The sequence below is a fragment of the Streptomyces sp. P9(2023) genome (genome assembly GCF_032436795.1).
Lineage (GTDB): Bacteria > Actinomycetota > Actinomycetes > Streptomycetales > Streptomycetaceae > Streptomyces.
Genome location: NZ_JAUPWM010000004.1, coordinates 380,384 through 400,565 on the forward strand (window position 1 = coordinate 380,384; position 20,182 = coordinate 400,565).

The window sequence follows — 20,182 nt, forward strand, 5'->3', positions numbered from 1 at the left end:
GTGTCGATGCCGAGTTCGGCACGCGCACGGTACGCCCCCACCCCCTCCTCCCCACAGGGCCCGTAGGCCCAAACCCGGGCCCATGTCATGACGCCGCCCTTGTGCCCAGCCAGGCCGCTATGGCTTCGCTTCGGGAGGTGGCGTGGAGTTTGGCGAAGATGCGGTTGATGTGGTTCTTGACCGTTTTCTCGCTGATGAAGCATGTGCAGGCGATCTGACGGTTGTTCAGGCCCGACGCGATCAAGTCCATCACCTCCCCCTCCCTCGCACTCAGCCCAAACCGTGGCACATTTGGTTGCAGCTGCGAAGTCGTTCCGCCAAATCGCAATGAAGTCGAGACGATTGGCCGGACAGAACCGTGTGCAGTCGCACCTCGTACCACCCCCACCAACGCGTTGGCCGCCGTCGGTGTGAAGCGCGCCCGGCCGGCCCGTACGTCGCGGACCGCGGTCACGAGTTCCTCCGCCGTGAACTCGCCGTGGACCAGGTAGCCTCCCGCCCCCAGCCGCAGCGCCTCCTGGACCACCTCGGTCTCCGCGCTGTACGTGAGCATCAGCACCGGGGCCACCCTCACCAGGTGCGGGAGGGCGGTCAGGCCGTCGACGATCGGCATGCGGACGTCGAGGAGGACCACGTCCGGGCGCGTGCGGCGGGTCTCTTCCATCGCCGTGCGGCCGTCGGGGGCCTCCGCCACGACCCGGATGCCCGGGGTCGCCGCGTCGAGCAGGGCGCGCAGGCCCGCGCGTACGACCGGGTTGTCGTCGGCGACGAGCACCGTGAGCGTCATCGCGCCATCACCCCCACCCTCCAGTGCACGGGCGCGTACACATTTCTCCGCAAGTCCCTGGTCACCGTGCCCTCACTCCCCCGTGATCGAGCCGAGGTTCGTCCCCGTGCCGAGGAAGAGGCCCGCGCCCAGCAGGATCATTGTCGCCGGGACCATCAGGGTGGTGATCACCATCGTCGCCTTGGGGACGGCCTTCGCCGCCTTCCGGCGGGCGTTCTGGGCGTCGGTCCGGCGCATGTCGTTGGCGATCTGTATGAGCGTCTCCACGATCGGCGCGCCCAGCTCCTCGCCCTGCTGGAGCGCGGTGACGAACTGGGCGACCTGCTCGCTGTCGTTGCGCCGGCGCAGTTCGTCGAAGGCCTGGCGGCGGCTCACCCCCATGTCCATCTGGCGCAGTGTGATGCGGAGTTCGTCGGCCCACGGGCCTTGGTACTTCTCCGCCACCCGGTCGAGGGCCTGCCGGAAGCCGAGTCCGGCCGACACCACCACCGCCAGGACGTCGAGGAAGTCCGGCAGTGTCCGTTCGATCTGGTCCTTGCGGATGCGGATCGCCGACCAGATGCCGACCTCGGTCCAGAACGCGCCGAAGGCGAACAGCAGCAGCGCCACCAGGACGTCTCCGTCGGAGAGCATGATCAGGCCGCCGAAGCCGCCGAGGAAGCCGTAGACGGCGCGCCGGGCTCCGTACCGGTCGATCGTCAGGCCGCCGGGGTTGCCCGCCAGGTCGATGCGGCGGCGGACGGCGTTGACCCGCTTGGGGCCCATGGCGCGCAGGACGGCGGCGGAGTACCGCATGCCGAGCCGGTCCACGACGGAGTAGACCGCGCCTGTGCGTGTGGAGCCGACCTCCAGGGCGAGTTGGAGGTCGTCCGGGAGTTTGGCGTCGGCCCGGTAGAGGCGGATGCCGTAGAGGATTCCTGTGACGGACAGAGCTGCGGCCAACGCCAGAAGAACGTTCACGTTCAGTCCCTGTCCCTCACACGTCGATCTTCGAGAAGCGGCGGATGATCACGAAGCCGACGACGTACAGCGCGAACGCGGCGACGACGGCGAACTGGCCGAGGCCCGAGCCGGTCATCCGGTCCAGTGACCCCGGCTGCATGTTGTCGATGAGGAGGAGGGAGCCGATGCCGATGACCGGGACCGCGTACGCCGTCAGGCTCACCTGGGACAGTTGCGTACGGACCTCCCTGCGCGTCTCCTTGCGCTCCTCCAGGGTCTCGGTGAGGTTGCGCAGCGAGGAGACGACGGTGCCGCCCGCCTTGTTGGCGAGGACGAGGGTGGTGACGAGGACGACGAGTTCGCGGGAGGGGAGCCGCTCGGCGAGTTCGCCGAGCGCGTCGTCGACGGAGGTGCCGACGGCGAGCTGCTGGGCTACTTTCTCCAGTTCGTCGCCGGCCGGTGCCTCCAGTTCGTCGGCGGCCATGCTGAGCGCCATCCGCAGGGCGAGTCCGGCCTGGGTGGCGTTGGCGAGGATCCGGGACAGTTCGGGCAGCTGGTTGATGAACTTCTCGATGCGTTTCTGGCGCTGCCAGTTGAGGAAGCCCATGGCCACCCAGAGGCCGAGGAGGCCGCAGATCGGGCCGAAGAACGGGGAGAGGACGGCCTGGCCGGCGATCCACAGGGCGGTCACGGCGACGGCCATCGCGACGACGAACTCGCCGGGCGTCACGTCGAGGCCGGTGGCGGAGATCCGCAGTTCGAGGCGGCGGCCGAAGGCGGTGCGCCGTACGCGCCGGTCGATGGACCGGAAGCGGCGCCGGCGCAGGCCCGTGCCCTCCGGTTCGCCGCTCTGGGTGAGCCGGGCGACGAGGGCGGCTCGCTCGGCGGACCCGCGCGCGTACAGGTGGACGCCGAGCACGCCGAGGACGCAGGCGAGCAGTACGACGCCGGTCACCAGCCACGCCGATGGGTTCATCTCCGGCCCCTCCTACTTCGCTTCTCGGGTGGTCAGCTGCTCGTCGGACGCGGCGACGCCGAAGGCCTGCGGTGTCGGCTGGCCGGCCAGGTAGAGCCGGTCGGCGACGCGGCGGGGCAGCGGGTGGTACTCGTACACGCCGTGCACCCGGCCGTCGGCGGCGAGCGGCCGGGCGCGGAATGCACAGACGGTGGCGAGGGTGAAGCGTTCGCGGCCGCGCGAGGCGAGGACGGCGATCTCGGTGACGCGGCGGGTGCCGTCGGGGTGCCGGGTGAGCTGGACGAGGACGTCGACGGCGCTGTTGATCTGGTCGCGGAGCGCCTCGAAGGGGACCTTGACCTCGGACATCGACGCGAGGGTCTGCAGCCGCATCAGGGCGTCCTCGGCGGAGTTGGCGTGGACGGTGGCGAGCGAGCCGTCGTGGCCGGTGGACATGGCCTGGAGCATGTCGAGGGTCTCGCCGCCGCGGACCTCGCCGACGATGATGCGGTCGGGGCGCATGCGCAGGGAGTTACGGACGAGGTCGCGGATGGTGACCTGGCCGCGGCCCTCGATGTTCGGGGGTCGGCTCTCCAGGCGGATGACGTGGGCCTGTTGGAGCTGGAGTTCGGCGGAGTCCTCGATGGTGATGACGCGTTCGCCGTCCGGGATCAGCTCGGAGAGCGCGTTGAGGAGGGTGGTCTTTCCGGTGCCGGTGGCGCCCGAGACGATGACGTTGAACTTGGCCTGGACGAGTCCGGCGAGCAGCAGCACCATCTGCTCGTCGAGCGAGCCGAGGCCGACCATCTCGCGGAGCGTGTACGCGCGGGGGAAGCGGCGGATCGTCAGGGTCGCCCCGGTCAGGGAGAGCGGCGGAATGATCACGTTGACGCGCTCGCCGGACGGCAGCCGGGCGTCGACCATCGGGTTCGACTCGTCCACGCGGCGGTTGACGGTCGACACGATCCGCTCGATGGTCTGCATCAGCTGCTCGTGGGAGGCGAAGCGGAGCGGCAGGAGTTCGACCCGGCCCGCGCGTTCGATGTAGATCTGGTCGGGGCCGTTGACCATGATCTCGGTGATCGAGGCGTCTTCGAGGAGCGGTTCCAGGACGCCGAGGCCGAGCGCCTCGTCGACGACGCGGCGGATCAGCTGGGCGCGTTCGGCGGTGGAGAGGACCGGGCCCTCGCGGCTGATGATGTGGCCGAGGACGCGTTCGAGGCGGGCGCGCCGCTCGGCGGCGACGAGCGCCGACATCTCGGTGAGGTCGATCTCCTCCAGGAGCTTGGCGCGGAAGGTGGCGACGAGGTGGCCGTCCTCCCTGGCTCCTCCCGCGCCGGTCTCGTCGGGGGTGCTGATACGGGCTCGCAGGCTCATGGCTACTCGCCCTCCTCGGGCAGGGGCAGGGTGGCGCTCTTCGTGACGGACCCGAAGTCCCAGAAGGGGACTACGGACGGGATCTCGACCGTGACCGTGACCGTGATCTCGCCGGATCCCTCCAAGGGGGCGACCTCGGCGCGTTCGGCGATCCAGCCGCTCATCGCGGACCGGCCGGCCTCGCCCGTGCCGAGGGTCGTGTCGTCGTGCGTGGCCGCCCGCGCCGCCGCCCGCGCTCCCGTGCCCGCCTGCTGGGCGGCGTACGCGGCGATGCCGAGCTGGATGCCCGCGAGGGCGACGAGGAGCAGGATGGGCAGGAAGCCGAGGTACTCGACGGCGACCTGTCCACGGTCCCGCGGCGTTGTTCCCCGGCCAATACGTCGGCCAATACGTCGGCCAACACGTCGGCCATTACGTCGGTCGTTACGTCGGTCGTTACGTCGGTCGTTACGTCGGTCGTTACGTCGGTCGTTACGTCGGCTCATCCGCCGCCCACCTCCTCCCGTACCGCTCCGGCCTCGCCCGTCACCGTGAACGGGAAGGCGATCGCGCCCGGGAAGAGGACCGGGACCCGGAGATCCACCGTCGCCTGGACCAGCTCTCCCGCCCGGTCGCAGGCCACCTCCGCCGCCCAGGACTCGCTTACGTGCCGCTTCCCCGCCGCGGCGTAGTCGCCGTCCACCGCGCAGACCCGGGCCGCCTCGTCCGCCGCGTTCGCCGCCAGCGTGAAGGTGTAGCCGACCAGGACGCACTGCCAGAGCAGGATGAGCGTGATCATGATGAGCGGGACCATGCCGAGGAACTCGACGGCCACCTGCCCCCTGTCGCCCCTGGCTGTACGCCCGTACGTCGGCATGGTTCAGTGCCCGCCCTTGCCCCGGGTCAGCCGGGCGAGCTGCTTACCGCTGCCGACCGCGGCCCGCTCCCTCGGCGCCCCCACGAGGCCCAGCTCGCCCGCGAGCGACCACAGGGCCTGCTTGACGCTCGACCGGGCGTCGAGTTCGTGCATGCGGCCCGCGTCGACGACGCTCTGGAGCTCCTTGAAGTTGGCGGGGACGACGACGCCCGCCATCCGGGTCCCGGTGATCTTCTGGATGAGGGCGGGCTGGATCTCGGTGGTGCGCGAGTACCGGTTGACGAGGACCGTCGTCTCCTCCGCCTTGCGGATCTGGAGCCGGTCCCACATCCGTACCGTCCGCTTCGCCGCCCGTACCGCGACCACGTCCGGGGTGGTGACGAGGAGCGCGGCGTCGGCCATCTCGACGGTCGCCGCGTTGGCGCCGTCGAGGTGTGTGCCGCAGTCGACCACGACGACGTCGTAGCGGGAGCGCAGGGCGCTGACGATCTGGCGGGCGGAGCGGTCGGCGACGTCCTCGCCGCGTTCGCCCTCCGCGGGGGCGAGGAGGAGGGCGATGCCGGTCTCGTGGACGTAGACGGCGTCCTGGAGGACGCGCGGCGAGATGTCGTCGACGGCGGCGAGGTCGGCGACCGAGCGGCGGAACTGGACATCGAGGTAGGAGGCGATGTCGCCGCCCTGGAGGTCCATGTCGACGAGGGCGACGGTACGGCCCGAGGCGCGTGAGGCCAGGGCGAGTTGGACGGCGGTGACGGTGGTCCCGACGCCGCCCTTGGCGCCGCTGACGGTGACGACGGTGCCGCCGGGGCCGGTCGGCGCGTCCGCTCCGCCGCCGAGGTGGCGGCGGACGCCGACGGACCACTGGGCGGCCGCCTGGACGCGGCTGGCCAGTTCCTCGTAGCCGAGCGGGAGGGTGACGAGGCCGCGCGCGCCGGAGTCCATGGCGGCGGAGAAGAGCACGGGGCTGGCGTCGGCGGTGATGAGGACGACGCCGACGGCGGGGAAGCGGAGGGCGACCTCGCGGATGAGTTCGAGGGCCGGGACCGGGCCGATCCGCTCGTGGACGAGGACGACTTCGGGGAGTTCGTCGAGGGATTCGGCGGCCAGCCGGGCGAGCGTGTCTACGAGCTGGGTGGAGTCGGCGACGGGCGGGGCGGGTTCGGCGCCGGGGAGCTGGCTGAGCAGGCTGGTGACGGCCCGGGCGGCGTCGGGGTCGGCGACGGCCGGCAGGATCCTGGTGGTCATACCGGCCTCACTTGTCCTTGTCGAGCGTGTAGGTGCGGTCGCCGGGGGCGAGGGCGGGTTCGCCGCCGGGGGCGACGAGGGCGAGCCGTACGTGCTCGGCGAAGGACTCGGCGTACGCGACGCGCTGGGTGTCGATGGTGGAGAGCGCGAAGGTGATCGGGACGGCTTCGGTGGGGCCGTCGGTCCGGTCGGTGCGGTCGGAGATGGGGGTGAGCTTGCCGACGTCGAGGACGCGGGCGTTGCTGACGATGACCTTGGACTGGGCGGCCTTGCCGCCCTTCTCGCCGGCGAACGTGGCGTAGATGTTGACCGTGGCACCGGCGGTGATCTTGCCCGCGACGCCCGTGGCCGCGTCGATCATGATGGCGATCTCCTGCTGGCCGGGCTGGAGCGCGGGCCGCTGGACGATCATGTCGGTCTGGAGGAGGGATCCCGCTTCGAGCGTGGTGACGGCGATCTTCCCCTTGATCCGGTCGAGGTCGGTGACGGCGGTCTTCGAGAGCCAGCGCTTCGGCATCGAGACCTCCTCGAACTGCCCGGCGTTCAGCGCGGTGTAGGGATCCACCCTGTCCTTGACGCGGTACGCCGTCACCTCGGGTCCGACCTTGGAGTTCACGTCGTCGATCACCGAGAGGACGCCGGCGAACGCGGCGAGGGCGCACAGGACGGAGAGCAGCAGCAGGATGACGCCACGACGCTGGCGGGAGTTCATTGCCGGACAACCTCGATCGGGGGTACGTGTGGCTCAGCGGACGGGGGGCGTGCCGGACGGGCCGGGGCCGGCGGGGGACGTGCCGGACGGATCGGAGCCGGCGGCGGGGGCGGGTGCGGCGGCGGGGGCGGTGAGCGCGCGGGGTTGTCGCACATGGGCGGGCGTGAGGGCGGCGGCGGCGGTGCGTGGCGCGGTCAGGGCGACGGTCCGGCGCGCGGACAAGGCCGTGCCCGCGCCGGTGCCCGCGCCGGTGCCCGCGCCGGTACCCGAGGCGGTGGCCTGCAGCGCGACCTGCGGCGCGGGCGGCAGCGCGGTCAGCGGGGCTGAGCAGAAGCCGCAGCGGTCGCCGATGAGCTCCATCCGGCACCAGTGGCAGGTCTCCCGCCGTACGGAGGCGACCAGCCGGTGCAGTACGGCGATGTCGGACAGGTACGCGGTGAACTCCACCATCCGGCCCGTCCCCCACCAGCGGGGCGACTCGGCAGGCAGCGGTGCCTCGTGCACGGCCTGGACCTGCCAGCGCGGGGCGAGCGTGCCGGTGGGCCAGTCGGTCTGCAACTGGCCTCTGGCCAGGAGGAGCTGGGTGGCGAACTCGGGGCCGGCGGGCGGTTCGGCGCCCGCGCCGAGCCGGACGAGCTGCGGCGTCGGCGCGGCGAGTACGGCGAACTGGGCGCCGGGCAGCCAGCCCTTGACGTGGGACTTCAGGCCGACGGGTACGCGGTCGAGCTTGGCGACGGAGCCGAGGACGGCCCCGGCGTAGATGTAGTGGGCGAGCAGCCGGGCCGCGGAGGCGACGACGCCGGGGCTGAAGTCGCAGGCGGAGAGCTGGCGCAGCTGCCGGGCCAGTACGGCGGTGCCGAGCGGCGGGAGGTCGGTCTTGACCAGGGCGATCCGGTCGCTCTCCAGGAGGGAGCGGATGGCGTGGAGCCGCTGTTCGGCCGGTTTCGGCAGGGAGGTCGGGCAGAGCACGATCACATGGCCGTAGCGGTCGAGGAGGAGTTGGAGGTCGGCCAGGGCGGAGGCGAGGGGCCGGCTCTCGGGTGCGGGCAGGACGGCGGCGGTGGGTGTCTGCTGGTCGGTCGGTGGCAGCACCAGGTCGGCACTGGTGACCGCGATCGCTGTCGGCACGTCGGGCTCCCCGTCCCCAGTCCCCATGTCCCATGTCGCCATGTCGCCATGTCCCATGTCGCCATGTCCCATGTCGCCATGACTCACTGCGTTCACCGCGTTACTGCGCAGCGCGATGCTCTGCACTTTATCCAGGACGCGCGGGGTGGTGAACACACAATCCGCCAAGCACAACGAGAAATCTGGGCCCGAATGGGTCTTGTGGTGGGCCTGTGACTGGGCCCTGCGGTAGGCCCTGAGGCCCACCCGCCCAACTCCCCCACCCCGCCAGAGGTCTTGACAACTCGATTGGTCTGGACCAGCTTGTTCCCCCAACGGTGGCCACCGTTCCCGAATCCTCCCGTCGCACCTTCCCAGCCCCTCCCGACTCCCCGACTCCCCGACTCCCTGACTCCCCAACTCCCCCACCGGAGGCAGCAAGTGGACCGCACCACCACACGCTCGCGCAGATGGATCGGCAGTGCCCTCGCGCTCGCCGTCGGCTCCGGGCTCGTCCTCGTCGGCGGCGCCGGCACCGCCCAGGCCGCCGACGTCAACGTGGCCAAGAACGCGGGCTTCGAGTCCGGCCTCGCCAACTGGACCTGCACGGCCGGAAGCGGCGCCGCTTCCTCCTCGCCCGTACGGACCGGCGCCGGCGCCCTCAAGGCGAGCCCGGCGGGCCAGGACAACGCCCGCTGCAGCCAGGTCGTCACGGTCAAGCCCAACTCGACGTACACGCTGAGCGCCTGGGTGCAGGGCGGCTACGCCTACCTCGGCGCGACCGGCACCGGGACCACCGACGTCTCCACCTGGACGCCCGACAGCGCCTCCTGGAAGCAGCTGACCACCAGCTTCACCACGGGCGCGAGCACCACCCAGGTGACCGTCTACACCCACGGCTGGTACGGCCAGGCCGCCTACAACGTCGACGACGTCTCCGTCTTCGGCCCCGACGGCGGCGGCACCCCCGACCCCGACCCGGTCGTCCCGTCGACCCCGGCCGGCCTCGCCGCGGGTACCGTCACCTCGTCCTCGGTCGCCCTCAGCTGGAACGCCGTGTCCGGCGCCACCGGCTACAAGGTGTACCGCGACGGCACCCTCGCCCAGACCGTCTCCGGTACGTCGGCCACTGTCACGGGCCTCGCCGCCAACACCACGTACCAGTTCCAGGTCGCCGCGACCAACACGGCGGGCGAGTCGGCCAAGTCCACGGCCGTCTCCGCGCGGACCAGCAGCACCAACCCGGGCCCCGGCCCGTCCGTCCCCAAGCACGCCCTGACCGGCTACTGGCAGAACTTCAACAACGGGGCGACCGTCCAGAAGCTGCGGGACGTCCAGGCGCAGTACGACATCATCGCCGTCTCCTTCGCCGACTCGACGACCACGCCCGGCCAGATCGTCTTCAACCTCGACCCGGCCGTCGGCTACGCCTCCACCGCCGACTTCAAGGCCGACATCGCCGCGAAGAAGGCCGCTGGCAAGTCGGTCATCATCTCGGTCGGCGGCGAGAAGGGGAACGTCACGATCAACAGTGACGCCTCGGCGACCGCCTTCGCGGACAGCGCGTACGCACTGATGCAGGAGTACGGCTTCAACGGGGTCGACATCGACCTGGAGCACGGCATCAACTCCACGTACCTGACGAAGGCGCTGCGCCAGCTCTCCGCCAAGGCGGGCTCGTCCATGGTCCTGACGATGGCCCCGCAGACCATCGACATGCAGAACACCGGCACCGAGTACTTCAAGACCGCGCTGGCCGTGAAGGACATCCTGACGGTCGTCAACATGCAGTACTACAACAGCGGTTCGATGCTCGGCTGCGACGGCAAGGTGTACTCGCAGGGTTCGGTGGACTTCCTCACCGCGCTCGCCTGCATCCAGCTCCAGGGCGGCCTCGACGCCTCCCAGGTCGGCCTGGGCGTGCCGGCCTCGACCCGGGGCGCGGGCAGCGGCTACGTCGACCCGTCGATCGTGAAGAACGCGCTCGACTGCCTCACCCGCGGCACCAACTGCGGTTCCTTCAAGCCCTCGCAGACCTGGCCGAACCTGCGCGGCGCGATGACCTGGTCCACCAACTGGGACGCGACGGCCGGCAACGCCTGGTCCAACGCGGTCGGCCCGCACGTCCACAACCTGCCGTAACACCGCACGACGTCACGAACGCGGCGCCGTCGCTCGCTTCCGAGCGACGGCGCCGCCGTTTGTACGTATGGCTGTATGGCTCACCAGGGAAGCTGGCGCACCTGCTCGACGCACAGCACCACGAAGAGCAGCCCCGCCGCCCCGAGCATCACGTTGCTCAGGATCCCGTTGCGCCATTCGGCAGGCGTACGGGAGGAGTTGAGGAGCCGGACCAGGGTCAGCGCCAGGAACGGCATGAAGAACGCGCCGATCACTCCGTACACGATGACCAGGCCGAACGGCTGGTCCAGGAAGAGCAGCGCGATCGGCGGGAACGTCAGCCAGAGCAGGTACGCGCGGAACGGCTTCGACCTGTCGCGGGGCGTGCCCTCGGGGACGAGGGCGGGCCGGTAATGCGCGACGAAGTCGGCGAACATCAGGCTGACGCCGTGCCACACGCCGATGAGGGAGGTGAAGGACGTGGCGAAGAAGCCGATCAGGAAGAGCTTGCTGGTGGCGTCGCCGTACCGCTCGGCGAGGATGCCGCCGAGGTCGATCAGCCCCTTGTCGCCCTTGGCGAGCGCGAGGCCGGAGGAGTGCAGCAGTTCGGCGCCGACGAAGAGCATCGCGACGACGAAGATGCCGGTGGTGAGGTAGGCGACGCGGTTGTCGAGCCGCATCACCTTCATCCAGCCGGTGTCGCGCCAGCCCTTGGCGTTGACCCAGTAGCCGTACGCGGCCAGGGTGATGGTGCCGCCGACGCCGCCGATCAGGCCGAGGGTGTAGACGAGGGAGCCGTCGGGGAGCACCGGGACGAGGCCGGCGAGGGCTTCGCCGAGGTGGGGCGTGACCCGGACGGCCAGGTAGACGGTGACCAGGAACATCACGCCGACCAGGACGGTCATGACCTTCTCGAAGACGGCGTACCGGTTGAACCAGACGAAGACCAGGCCCACCAGGCCGCACAGCACCGCCCAGACCTTGAGGTCCAGGAGGTCGGGGAAGAGCGCGCCGAGCGGCAGGGCGCTGGAGGACATCGCGGCCGCTCCGTAGACGAAGCCCCAGACGACGACGTAGCCGACGAAGTAGACGGTGGTCCAGGCGCCGAGGCTGCGCCAGCCGTCGAAGAGCGTGCGCCCGGTGGCCAGGTGCCAGCGGCCGGCGGCCTCGGCGAGCGAGATTTTGACGACGCAGCCGATGACGGCGGCCCAGAGCAGGGTGTAGCCGAACTTGGAGCCCGCGATCAGGGTCGCGACGAGGTCGCCGGCGCCGACGCCGGTGGCGGCGACGACGATGCCGGGGCCGATGTAGCGCCAGGAAGACTTACGCGGGGCGGTGGTGGCCCTCCCGATGTCTCCCGCGCCCTCCTCTTGAGCGATCTCCGCCATGTCCGCCCGCCTTTCGCCTGTCGCCCGCTGTCCGATGTGATCTCCTGTGGAACCCGGTCACCCAAGCGGCTGTGGCGCGTTGGCGCAAGAGGGCGTGGCCGATCCAGCCCCTTGACCAGTTCATGTCACAGCTGGACGATGCCCCGGACATCCCGCACAGCCTGTCGCACCTCCCACACTCCCCACCCAGGAGACAGCATGCGACTTCGAACCCTCAGAGGAAGGTCCGCCACCCTCGCGGCCCTTCTGGCGCTGGCCCTCGCGGCGCCGCTCTCCCTCGGCGTCCACCAGGCCGGAGCCGACTCCGAGCCGACCGCCGCCACCACCGGCACCACCGGCACCACCGAGGAAGTGATCCGCCAGTACAAGATCCCCGGCCCGTCCACCGTCGCCGAACGCACCGAACTCGCCGCCACCGGAGTCTCCATCGACGAGGCCGACGACCACAGCGTCGTCGTCAGCGCCAACTCCGCCCAGCTGCGCAAGCTCCGCGCCCTGGGCCACCGCCCCGAGGCGCTGCCGGCCCCGCCGGACCGGTCGGCCAAGGGCTTGGCCGCCGAGCCCTTCGACTTCCCTTCGGCCGACTCGAAATACAACAACTTCGCCGAGATGACGGCGGAGATCGACCAGCGGATCGCCCAGTACCCGACCCTCATGAGCAAGCGGGTCATCGGCAAGACCTACCAGGGACGGGACATCGTCGCCATCAAGATCAGCGACAACGTCGGTACGGACGAGGCCGAGCCGGAGGTCCTCTTCACCCACCAGCAGCACGCCCGCGAGCACCTCACCGTCGAGATGGCGCTGTACCTGCTGCGCGAACTCGGAGCGGGCTACGGCTCCGACAGCCGCGTCACCAACATGGTGAACAACCGCGAGATCTGGATCGTGCCGGCCCTCAACCCGGACGGCAGCGAGTACGACATCGCCTCCGGCTCCTACCGCAGCTGGCGCAAGAACCGGCAGCCCAACGCCGGCTCCTCGTACGTCGGCACGGACATGAACCGGAACTGGGACTACAAGTGGGGCTGCTGCGGCGGCTCCTCGGGCTCCAAGAGCTCCGAGACCTACCGGGGCACGGCCCCCGAGTCCGCCCCCGAGGTGAAGGTCGTCGCCGACTTCGTCCGCTCCCGGGTGGTGGGCGGCAAGCAGCAGATCAGGACGGCGATCGACTTCCACACGTACAGCGAACTCGTCCTCTGGCCCTTCGGCTGGACCACCGCGAACACCGCGCCGGGCATGACCCAGGACGACCGGGACGCGTTCGCGGCGGTCGGCGGGAAGATGGGCGCGAGCAACGGCTACACGGCCGAGCAGTCCAGCGACCTGTACATCACGGACGGGTCGATCGACGACTGGCTGTGGGGCTCGCAGCGGATTTTCGGCTATACGTTCGAGATGTATCCGACCTCGTCCTGGAACGGCGGCTTCTACCCGCCCGACGAGGTGATCGAACGCGAGACGAGCCGCAACAGGGACGCCGTGCTCCAGCTCCTGGAGAACTCGGATTGCATGTACCGCTCGATCGGCAAGCAGGCGCAGTACTGCACGAGCTGACGGTACGGAGGCACGAGGAGGGCGCCCCCGGAGCTTCCGGGGGCGCCCTCTCCCGTACGTGAAGGGGCGGCTAGACCAGGAGACTCAGCACGGCGGCGACGGCGAACCCGGCAAGGGAGAGGACCGACTCCAGCACCGTCCAGGACTTCAGGGTGTCCCGCTCCGAGATGCCGAAGTACTTCGACACGATCCAGAAGCCGCCGTCGTTGACGTGGGAGGCGAAGATCGAGCCGGCCGAGATCGCCATGATGACCAGGGCGAGGAAGGCCTGCGAGTGGTCGCCGCCCTCGACCAGCGGCAGCACGATGCCGGCGGTGGTGACGATCGCGACCGTCGCCGAACCCTGGGCGACGCGCAGGACGAGCGAGATCAGGTAGGCGAGGACGATCACCGGCAGGCCGACGTCGTTGAAGGTGTCGGAGAGGGCCTGCGCGACACCGCTCGCCTTGAGGATCGCGCCGAAGACACCGCCCGCGCCGACCACGAGCAGGATGTTGCCGACCGGCTTCAGGGACGAGGTGGAGACCTGCTCCAGGGACTTGCGGGACCAGCCGCGGCGGATGCCGAGCAGGTAGTACGCGAGGAACAGCGCGATCGTCAGGGCGACGAACGGGTTGCCGAAGAACTCGATCACGGAGCGGGGGGTCGACTCGTCCAGCGCGATCGAGGAGAAGGTCGCGGCGAGGATGAGGACCAGCGGCGTACCGATGATGAGGAGCACGGTGGAGAGGGAGACGGGCGCCTCGGAGGCACCGTCCCTGCGCTCGGCGGCGACCTTGGCCTTGGCCTCCTCGGCGGCCTCGACCATGTCCTGCGGGACCTCGACGAAGAGGCGCTTGCCGATCCAGGCGGCGTAGGCCCAGGCGGCGAGGACGGCGGGGATGCCGACGACGATGCCCATGAGGATGACCCAGCCGAGCGAGACCTGCAGCAGTCCGGCGGCGGCGACCGGGCCGGGGTGCGGCGGCAGGAAGGCGTGGGTCATGGAGAGACCCGCGAGCAGCGGCATGCAGTAGAGCAGGATCGACTTGCCGGACCGCTTGGCGGCGGCGTAGACGATCGGCGCGAGGACGAAGATGCCGACGTCGAAGAAGACCGGGATGCCGAAGATGAGGCCGGTGAGGCCCATGGCGAGCGGGGCGCGCTTCTCTCCGAAGAGGCCGAGGAGGCGGGAGGAGAGCACCTCGGCGCCGCCGGAGACCTCGAGTATCGCGCCGAGCATGGTGCCCAGGCCGATGATGATCGCGACATGGCCGAGGATGCCGCCCATGCCGGTCTCGATGACGGAGGTGGCGGCGGACTTCTGGACCGTGCCGAAGAGTTCGGTGACGGAGAGGCCGGCGGCGAGTCCGACGGTGATGGAGACGGCGAGCAGCGCGACGAACGGCTGCAGCCGGACCTTGATGATCAGCAGGAGCAGGAGGGCGATACCGAGGGCGGCGACGGTGAGCAGTCCGGCGGTGCCCGGGATGAGGAGGAGCAGTCCTCCGGTGTGGGGTGGCGCCTCGGCGGCGGGGGGTGCGGCGGCGAGCAGCATGGCGGGGGCCTCGTTTTTGGGTAGGGGGGAGCGCGGCACGGCGTTCCGGGGGCGAACGCCGTGCCGTGAAGCAGCGGTTTCAGGAAGATCAGCTCAGGCTCGGAAAGTGCCGGTTCAGGCTCAGGTTCTGGCTCAGGAGAGGACGGCGAGGGCGTCGATCTCGATGAGGAGCCCCTTGGGCAGACCGACGTAGACGGTCGTACGAGCGGAGGCGGGGGCCTTCAGGCCCTGCTCCTCGAAGTACTGGTTGTAGATCGCGTTCATCTCGGCGAAGTGGTCGACGTCGGTGAGGTAGACGCGCATCATCATCACGTCGTCCCAGCTCGCGCCGCCCTCCTCCAGGATCGCCTTGACGTTGGCGAAGGTCTGAAGGGTCTGCTCGCGCAGGGTGGGCCCGGCGGGCGTGGGGGCCTTGCCCTCCTCCGCGGGCAGGAAGCCGACCTGGCCGGCGACCTGCAGGATGTTGCCCTTCTTGACGCCGTGCGAGAACTTCGCGGGCGGGGCGGTGTGGGTGGCGGGGGTGAGCGCGATCTTCTCGGTCATGTCCGGTCCTTGGTAGGGGTGTTGCCTGAGTAGTCCCGGCTGATGGCGTCGGCGGTGCGGCGCACCAGCGGGAGCAGGGTGAGGAGTTCCTCGGCGGTCACGACGACATTGGGAGCCGAGACCGACATGGCGGCGACGACACGGCCGTCGGCGCCGCGGATGGGCGCTCCGACGCAGTTGATGGACTCCTCGTGGCCGCCGAGGTCGGTGGCCCAGCCCTGTTCGCGTACGGTCGCCAGCTCCTTGAGGAACGCGGCGGCGTTGGGGGTCGAACGGGGCGTGTACATGGGGTAGTCGAGCTTGCCGGCGATGGTGCGCCGCTCGGGCTCGGGCAGGTCGGCGAGGAGCAGCTTGGCGACGGCGGCGACGGTGATCGCGACGGGCTTGCCGATACGGGAGTACATCCGGACCGGGTAGCGGCTCTCGACCTTGTCGATGTAGAGGACCTCGCTCTCCTCGTACACGGCGAGGTGGATGGTGTGCCCGATCTGCTCGTTGAGCGCGGCGAGGTGGGGGTGCGCGATCTCCCGGATGTCGAGGTTCTCGACGGCCTCCTGCGCGAGGGCGAAGAGCCGGGCGCCGAGGCGGTAGCGCTGGTCCTGCTGACGGTAGACGAGGCCGTGCTCGTGCAGGGTGCGGAGCAGCCGCAGGGCGGTGGACTTGTGCACCCCGAGCCGGTCGGCGACCTGTCCGAGGTCGGCGGGCCCCTGGGCGAGCAGCGGCAGGATGCTCAGCGCACGGTCGACGGTCTGGCTCATGGCGTACGTACCTCCTGGTCCTGGCCCGTCCAGCCGGGGCCGAGGTGCAGTCTCTCCCAGGCGGCGTCGTCGAGGGCGACGAGCCGGTCGGCGTGTACGCGGGCGGGCGGCGCGGCGAGGTCCCCGGGCACGGTGAGCGCGGCGGCGGCGGCGAGGTGCCCGTGCCGCAGCCGCGCCTTGGCCCCGAGCCCACGAAGCGTGGCGCCGAGGAACCCGGCGGCGAACGCGTCCCCGGCACCGACGGCGGCGACGACGTCGACGGTGGGGGCGGGGACGGTGGTGACGGTGTCACCCCAGGGGGCAAAAACAGCCCCGCCGGGGGTCCCCCCACGCCCCTGGGCGTAGGGGGAGCTTGAGGCGCGGGGGTCCGGGGGCAGAGCCCCCGGTTGGGGAAGGGGCGGGGTGGGGGAAGAGCCCGCGCAGCGCTCGAACACCACCGCACCCGCCGCACCCCGCTTCACCACAAGAACACCCGGCTCCGGAAGCGCCGCCCGAATCGCGCGGGCCCCCACAACCCCCCACGCCTCCTCCGCCTCGTCCTCCCCCACGAACACCAGATCCGCCCCCCGAGCCAGCTCCAGCAGAACCCGTCCGCCCACACCCGCGTCCCGCCAGAGCCCCGCCCGGAAGTTCACGTCGAACGACACGAGGGGCCGACAGGAACGCGGCGCGGTCACCGACCGCATCAGCGCGAGGCAGTCGTCCGACAGCGCGGCCGTGATCCCGGAGACGTGCAGCACTCGCCCGTCACCGACCGCCGACCACGCCACGGTCACCGGCGACATCGCCGACGCCGCCGACCCGGCCCGGTAGTACGCGACCTCGTGCGCGGCCGTCGCCCGGTCCGTGGCGGTACGGAAGTAGATCCCGGTCGGCCGCTCGGCGTCCCGCCCGACCGCCGACACGTCGACCCCGTACGCTCCGATCGCCTCGATCAGGTGGTCGCCGAAGCCGTCCGCCCCCACCCGGCTCACCCATTTCGCGCGGTGCCCGGCCGCGGCCAGCGCGCAGGCCACGTTGGACTCGGCGCCGCCGATGGCGCGGGCGAAGGCCGGTACGTCGGATAGACGGCCGGGCCGGGAGGGCAGGAAGGTGACCATGGACTCGCCGAGGCAGACGACGTCCACGGGTGGCGCGTCCACGGTCGGGTGGTCTCCGATCAGGGTCACCTGCGGGCTCCTCGTCGATCACGCGGGTCCATTGACCCGGCGTTGGCCCGGATGTTAGACACCACTAAGCGATATACGCAATGACCGTTGCACACAATGCAACGGCATCGCCTGGAGGAGCGAGGAGCCCCATGCAGCAGCCGCAGCCCAGCCAGCAGCCCACCCCCACCCAGCAGCTGGCGGACGAGCGCGTCGACCACCGCTTCAAGGCCCTGCCGCCCGACGCCGAGGGGCTGACCGTCGGCGAGCTGGCCGCCCAGCGCCGCAACCTCTTCACGGGCGGCTTCACCACCCCCGTCCTCGCCCTCTCCGCCGAGTCCGTCGAGCACAACCTGCGCCTCCTGGAGACGTACGCCGAGCGCCACGGCCTCGCCTTCGCCCCGCACGGCAAGACGTCCATGGCCCCGCAGCTCTTCGACCGCCAGCTGGAGCACGGCGCCTGGGGCATCACCGCCGCCGTCCCGCACCAGGCCCGCGTCTACCGCGCCCACGGCATCGCCCGGATCTTCCTCGCCAACGAGCTCGTCGACGCCACCGCCCTCCGCTGGCTGGCCGCCGAACTCGACGCGGACCCCGACTTCCGCTTCATCTGTTACGTCGACTCCGTGCGCGGGGCCGAGCTGATGGACGCCGCCCTCACCGAGGCCGGTGCCCGCCGCCCCGTCGACGTCGTCATCGAGCTCGGCGCCGGCGAGGGAGCCCGTACCGGAGCCCGTACCGAGGCCGACTGCACCGCCGTCGCCGACGCGGTCGCCGCGACGACCACCCTGCGCCTGGTCGGCGTGGCCGGCTATGAGGCCTCGGTCCCGCAGGCCGACCCCGAGCGCATCCGTGCCTGGCTGCACCGCCTGATCTCGCTCGCCGCCGACTTCGACAAGGCGGGCCGCTTCTCCGCCGACCCGGGCCTCGACGAGATCGTGATCAGCGCCGGCGGCAGCGAATGGTTCGACGCGGTCGCGGACGTCTTCGTCGAGATCCCCGAACTCTCCCACCCGGTCCTGAAGTTGCTGCGCTCGGGCGCGTACGTCTCACACGACGACGGCCAGTACCGGAACCTCACCCCCTTCAACCGGATCCCCGAAGAGGGCGCGCTGGAACCCGCGTTCCGGCTCTGGTCCCAGGTCGTCTCCCGCCCGGCCCCCGAGCAGGCGTTCACCAACGCGGGCAAGCGCGACGCGGCGTACGACCTCCACCTCCCCGAGGCCCAGGTCGTCCGCGACGCCCGCACCGGCGCCGTCCGCCCCGCCGACGGCATCACGGTCACCGGCCTCTCCGACCAGCATGCCTGGCTCCGCACGGAGCCGGGCGCCGCGATCGAGGTCGGCGACTGGCTGGGCATGGGCCTGTCCCACCCCTGTACGTCCTTCGACAAGTGGCAGCTGATCCCGCTGGTCGAGGCGGACGGCACGGTCGTCGACTACATCCGTACGTTCTTCTAGAGGAGCCGGTCAGCATGGACCTCGTCATCCGCGACGTGGACGTCATCGACGGCTCAGGCGGCGACTCGTACCGCGCCGATGTCGCCGTCGACGGCGGCCGTATCGCCGCCATCGTCAAGGAGGGCGCGGCGGCGGGCTGCCAGCGCCCCACCGCCCGGCGCGTCCTGGACGCCGAGGGCCTCGCCCTGTCCCCCGGCTTCATCGACATGCACGCGCACTCCGACCTCGCGCTGCTCCGCGACCCGGAGCACACCGCGAAGGCCGCGCAGGGCGTGACCCTCGAAGTGCTGGGCCAGGACGGCCTCTCGTACGCCCCGGTCGACGACCGCACGCTCGCGGAGGTCCGCCGGGCGATCACCGGCTGGAACGGCGACGGCTCGGACATCGACTTCGACTGGCGCACGGTCGGCGAGTACCTGGACCGCCTGGACCGAGGGATCGCGGTGAACGCGGCCTACCTCATCCCCCAGGGCACGGTCCGGATGTACGCGGTGGGCTGGGACGACCGCCCGGCGACGGAGTCCGAGCTGAACCGGATGCGTCAACTGGTGGCCGAGGGCATGGAGCAGGGCGCGGTAGGCATGTCGTCAGGGTTGACCTACACCCCCGGCATGTACGCGAAGGACGCGGAACTGGCGGAACTCTGCAAGGTCGTGGCCCGGTACGACGGCTACTACTGCCCGCACCACCGCTCGTACGGCGCCGGCGCGCTCCAGGCGTACGAGGAGATGGTCGCCCTCACCCGGGACGCGGGCTGCGCGCTGCACCTGGCGCACGCGACGATGAACTTCGGCGTGAACAAGGGCAGGGCCCCGGACCTGCTGGCCCTCCTCGACGGAGCGCTCGCGGACGGCTCCGACATCACCCTGGACACGTACCCCTACACCCCGGGCTGTACGACGCTGGTGGCGATGCTCCCGAGCTGGGCGGCGGAGGGCGGCCCGGAGGCGCTGCTGGCGCGCCTGAAGGACGACGAGACGGCGGAAGGCATCCGGCACCACCTCGAAGTCGTCGGCTCGGACGGCTGCCACGGGGTGCCGATCGAGTGGGACACGATCGAGATCTCGGGCGTGAGCGACCCGGGCCTGGCGTCGTGCGTAGGCAGAACGATCCAGCAGTCGGCGGACATGCGCGGCGAGGCCCCGTGGGTCACGGCCCGCCGCCTCCTGATCGACGACCGGCTGGGCTCGACGATCCTCCAGCACGTCGGCCACGAGGAGAACGTCCGCACGATCATGCGCCACCGGGTGCACACCGGCGGCTCGGACGGCATCCTCCAGGGCTTCAAGCCCCACCCGAGGGCGTACGGGACGTTCCCGCAGTACCTGGGGAAGTACGTACGCGAGGAGGGCGTCCTCTCCCTGGAGGAGTGCGTGGCCCACCTGACGTCCCGCCCGGCGGCCCGCCTCCGCCTCCCGGACCGCGGCCTGATCCACGAGGGCTACGTGGCGGACCTGGTCCTCTTCGACCCGACGACGGTAGCGGCAGGCTCGACGTACGAGGCCCCGCGCACCCTCCCGGTCGGCATCCCGCACGTCCTGATCGACGGAAAGTTCGTGATCGAAGACGGCAAGCGCACGACGGCCCTGGCGGGCAGGTCGATCCGCCGAGCCCCGTGACCCATCCCGTTGCGGGGCGACCGGCCCGCCCCGCCTCCCCGTGTGGGCAATCGTCCCGCTGGGGCGATGG

General features: G+C 70.9%; 17 protein-coding genes and 1 pseudogene. 4 read left to right on the plus strand and 14 right to left on the minus strand.

All coding sequences use genetic code 11. The annotated features are described in order from the left end of the window. Positions 1-85: 85 nt before the first annotated feature. The 9 genes and pseudogenes from Q5762_RS08970 to Q5762_RS09010 all read right to left on the minus strand — a co-directional run. Positions 86-787, minus strand: coding sequence for a response regulator transcription factor (locus Q5762_RS08970; protein ID WP_315891456.1), 702 nt, complete (start codon positions 785-787; stop codon positions 86-88). Positions 788-859: 72 nt separating this feature from the next. Further along, a complete protein-coding gene (locus Q5762_RS08975; protein ID WP_315891457.1) occupies positions 860-1,747 on the minus strand; it encodes a DUF5936 domain-containing protein in 888 nt (295 codons plus the stop codon). Positions 1,748-1,763: 16 nt separating this feature from the next. Then, complete coding sequence (locus Q5762_RS08980; protein ID WP_315891458.1) at positions 1,764-2,705, minus strand: type II secretion system F family protein; 942 nt, start codon at positions 2,703-2,705, stop codon at positions 1,764-1,766. Between the two features lie 12 nt (positions 2,706-2,717). Further along, positions 2,718-4,061 (minus strand): CpaF family protein, encoded by a 1,344-nt coding sequence (locus Q5762_RS08985; RefSeq protein ID WP_315891459.1) that lies wholly within the window; start codon positions 4,059-4,061, stop codon positions 2,718-2,720. A 2-nt stretch (positions 4,062-4,063) separates the two neighbouring features. Then, the gene (locus Q5762_RS08990) at positions 4,064-4,546 is read right to left on the minus strand and encodes a pilus assembly protein (RefSeq protein ID WP_315891460.1); all 483 of its coding nucleotides are present in this window, start codon (positions 4,544-4,546) and stop codon (positions 4,064-4,066) included. Beyond that, on the minus strand, positions 4,543-4,917 hold the full coding sequence (locus Q5762_RS08995; protein ID WP_399494735.1) for a TadE/TadG family type IV pilus assembly protein: 375 nt from the start codon (positions 4,915-4,917) through the stop codon (positions 4,543-4,545). The genes Q5762_RS08990 and Q5762_RS08995 overlap by 4 nt, the downstream gene beginning before the upstream one ends. A 3-nt stretch (positions 4,918-4,920) precedes the next feature. After that, positions 4,921-6,162 carry a P-loop NTPase gene (locus Q5762_RS09000; RefSeq protein WP_315891462.1) on the minus strand — a complete coding sequence of 414 codons (1,242 nt, stop codon included), beginning with the start codon at positions 6,160-6,162 and terminating at the stop codon, positions 4,921-4,923. A gap of 7 nt (positions 6,163-6,169) precedes the next feature. Next, positions 6,170-6,874: a Flp pilus assembly protein CpaB gene (gene cpaB / locus Q5762_RS09005; protein ID WP_315891463.1), complete on the minus strand. Its 705-nt coding sequence runs from the start codon at positions 6,872-6,874 to the stop codon at positions 6,170-6,172. A 309-nt stretch (positions 6,875-7,183) separates the two neighbouring features. Next, a pseudogene (locus tag Q5762_RS09010) lies at positions 7,184-8,029 on the minus strand (hypothetical protein); the annotation flags it as partial. A 393-nt stretch (positions 8,030-8,422) separates the two neighbouring features. On the opposite strand from Q5762_RS09010, the gene Q5762_RS09015 reads away from it, so the two are divergent. Then, positions 8,423-10,123, plus strand: a complete 1,701-nt coding sequence (locus tag Q5762_RS09015) for a glycoside hydrolase family 18 protein (protein ID WP_315891464.1) — start codon at positions 8,423-8,425, stop codon at positions 10,121-10,123. Between the two features lie 80 nt (positions 10,124-10,203). Here Q5762_RS09015 and Q5762_RS09020 read toward each other — a convergent pair whose 3' ends face one another. Next, positions 10,204-11,490, minus strand: a complete 1,287-nt coding sequence (locus Q5762_RS09020) for an Nramp family divalent metal transporter (RefSeq protein ID WP_315891465.1) — start codon at positions 11,488-11,490, stop codon at positions 10,204-10,206. Between the two features lie 198 nt (positions 11,491-11,688). Between Q5762_RS09020 and Q5762_RS09025 the strand changes: the two genes are divergently transcribed. Next, the gene (locus Q5762_RS09025) at positions 11,689-13,047 is read left to right on the plus strand and encodes a M14 family metallopeptidase (RefSeq protein WP_315891466.1); all 1,359 of its coding nucleotides are present in this window, start codon (positions 11,689-11,691) and stop codon (positions 13,045-13,047) included. A 70-nt stretch (positions 13,048-13,117) separates the two neighbouring features. Here the strand turns inward: Q5762_RS09025 and Q5762_RS09030 are convergent, their stop codons facing one another. The 4 genes from Q5762_RS09030 to Q5762_RS09045 form a co-directional block, all read right to left on the minus strand. Next, entirely contained in the window at positions 13,118-14,584 is a 1,467-nt protein-coding gene (locus Q5762_RS09030) for a gluconate:H+ symporter (RefSeq protein ID WP_315891467.1), read from the minus strand. A gap of 132 nt (positions 14,585-14,716) precedes the next feature. Further along, positions 14,717-15,127 carry a RidA family protein gene (locus Q5762_RS09035; RefSeq protein WP_315891468.1) on the minus strand — a complete coding sequence of 137 codons (411 nt, stop codon included), beginning with the start codon at positions 15,125-15,127 and terminating at the stop codon, positions 14,717-14,719. Continuing rightward, positions 15,124-15,885: an IclR family transcriptional regulator gene (locus Q5762_RS09040; protein ID WP_315891469.1), complete on the minus strand. Its 762-nt coding sequence runs from the start codon at positions 15,883-15,885 to the stop codon at positions 15,124-15,126. Before Q5762_RS09040 ends, Q5762_RS09035 begins: the two co-directional genes overlap by 4 nt. Then, the gene (locus Q5762_RS09045) at positions 15,882-16,985 is read right to left on the minus strand and encodes a sugar kinase (protein ID WP_399494761.1); all 1,104 of its coding nucleotides are present in this window, start codon (positions 16,983-16,985) and stop codon (positions 15,882-15,884) included. Before Q5762_RS09045 ends, Q5762_RS09040 begins: the two co-directional genes overlap by 4 nt. A gap of 200 nt (positions 16,986-17,185) precedes the next feature. Here Q5762_RS09045 and Q5762_RS09050 point away from each other — a divergent pair, with 200 nt between their 5' ends. Together Q5762_RS09050 and Q5762_RS09055 are read left to right on the plus strand one after the other, a co-directional pair. Further along, the gene (locus Q5762_RS09050) at positions 17,186-18,493 is read left to right on the plus strand and encodes an alanine racemase (protein WP_315891471.1); all 1,308 of its coding nucleotides are present in this window, start codon (positions 17,186-17,188) and stop codon (positions 18,491-18,493) included. 14 nt (positions 18,494-18,507) lie between these two features. Then, entirely contained in the window at positions 18,508-20,112 is a 1,605-nt protein-coding gene (locus tag Q5762_RS09055; RefSeq protein ID WP_315891472.1) for a D-aminoacylase, read from the plus strand. The last annotated feature ends 70 nt before the right edge of the window (positions 20,113-20,182 follow it).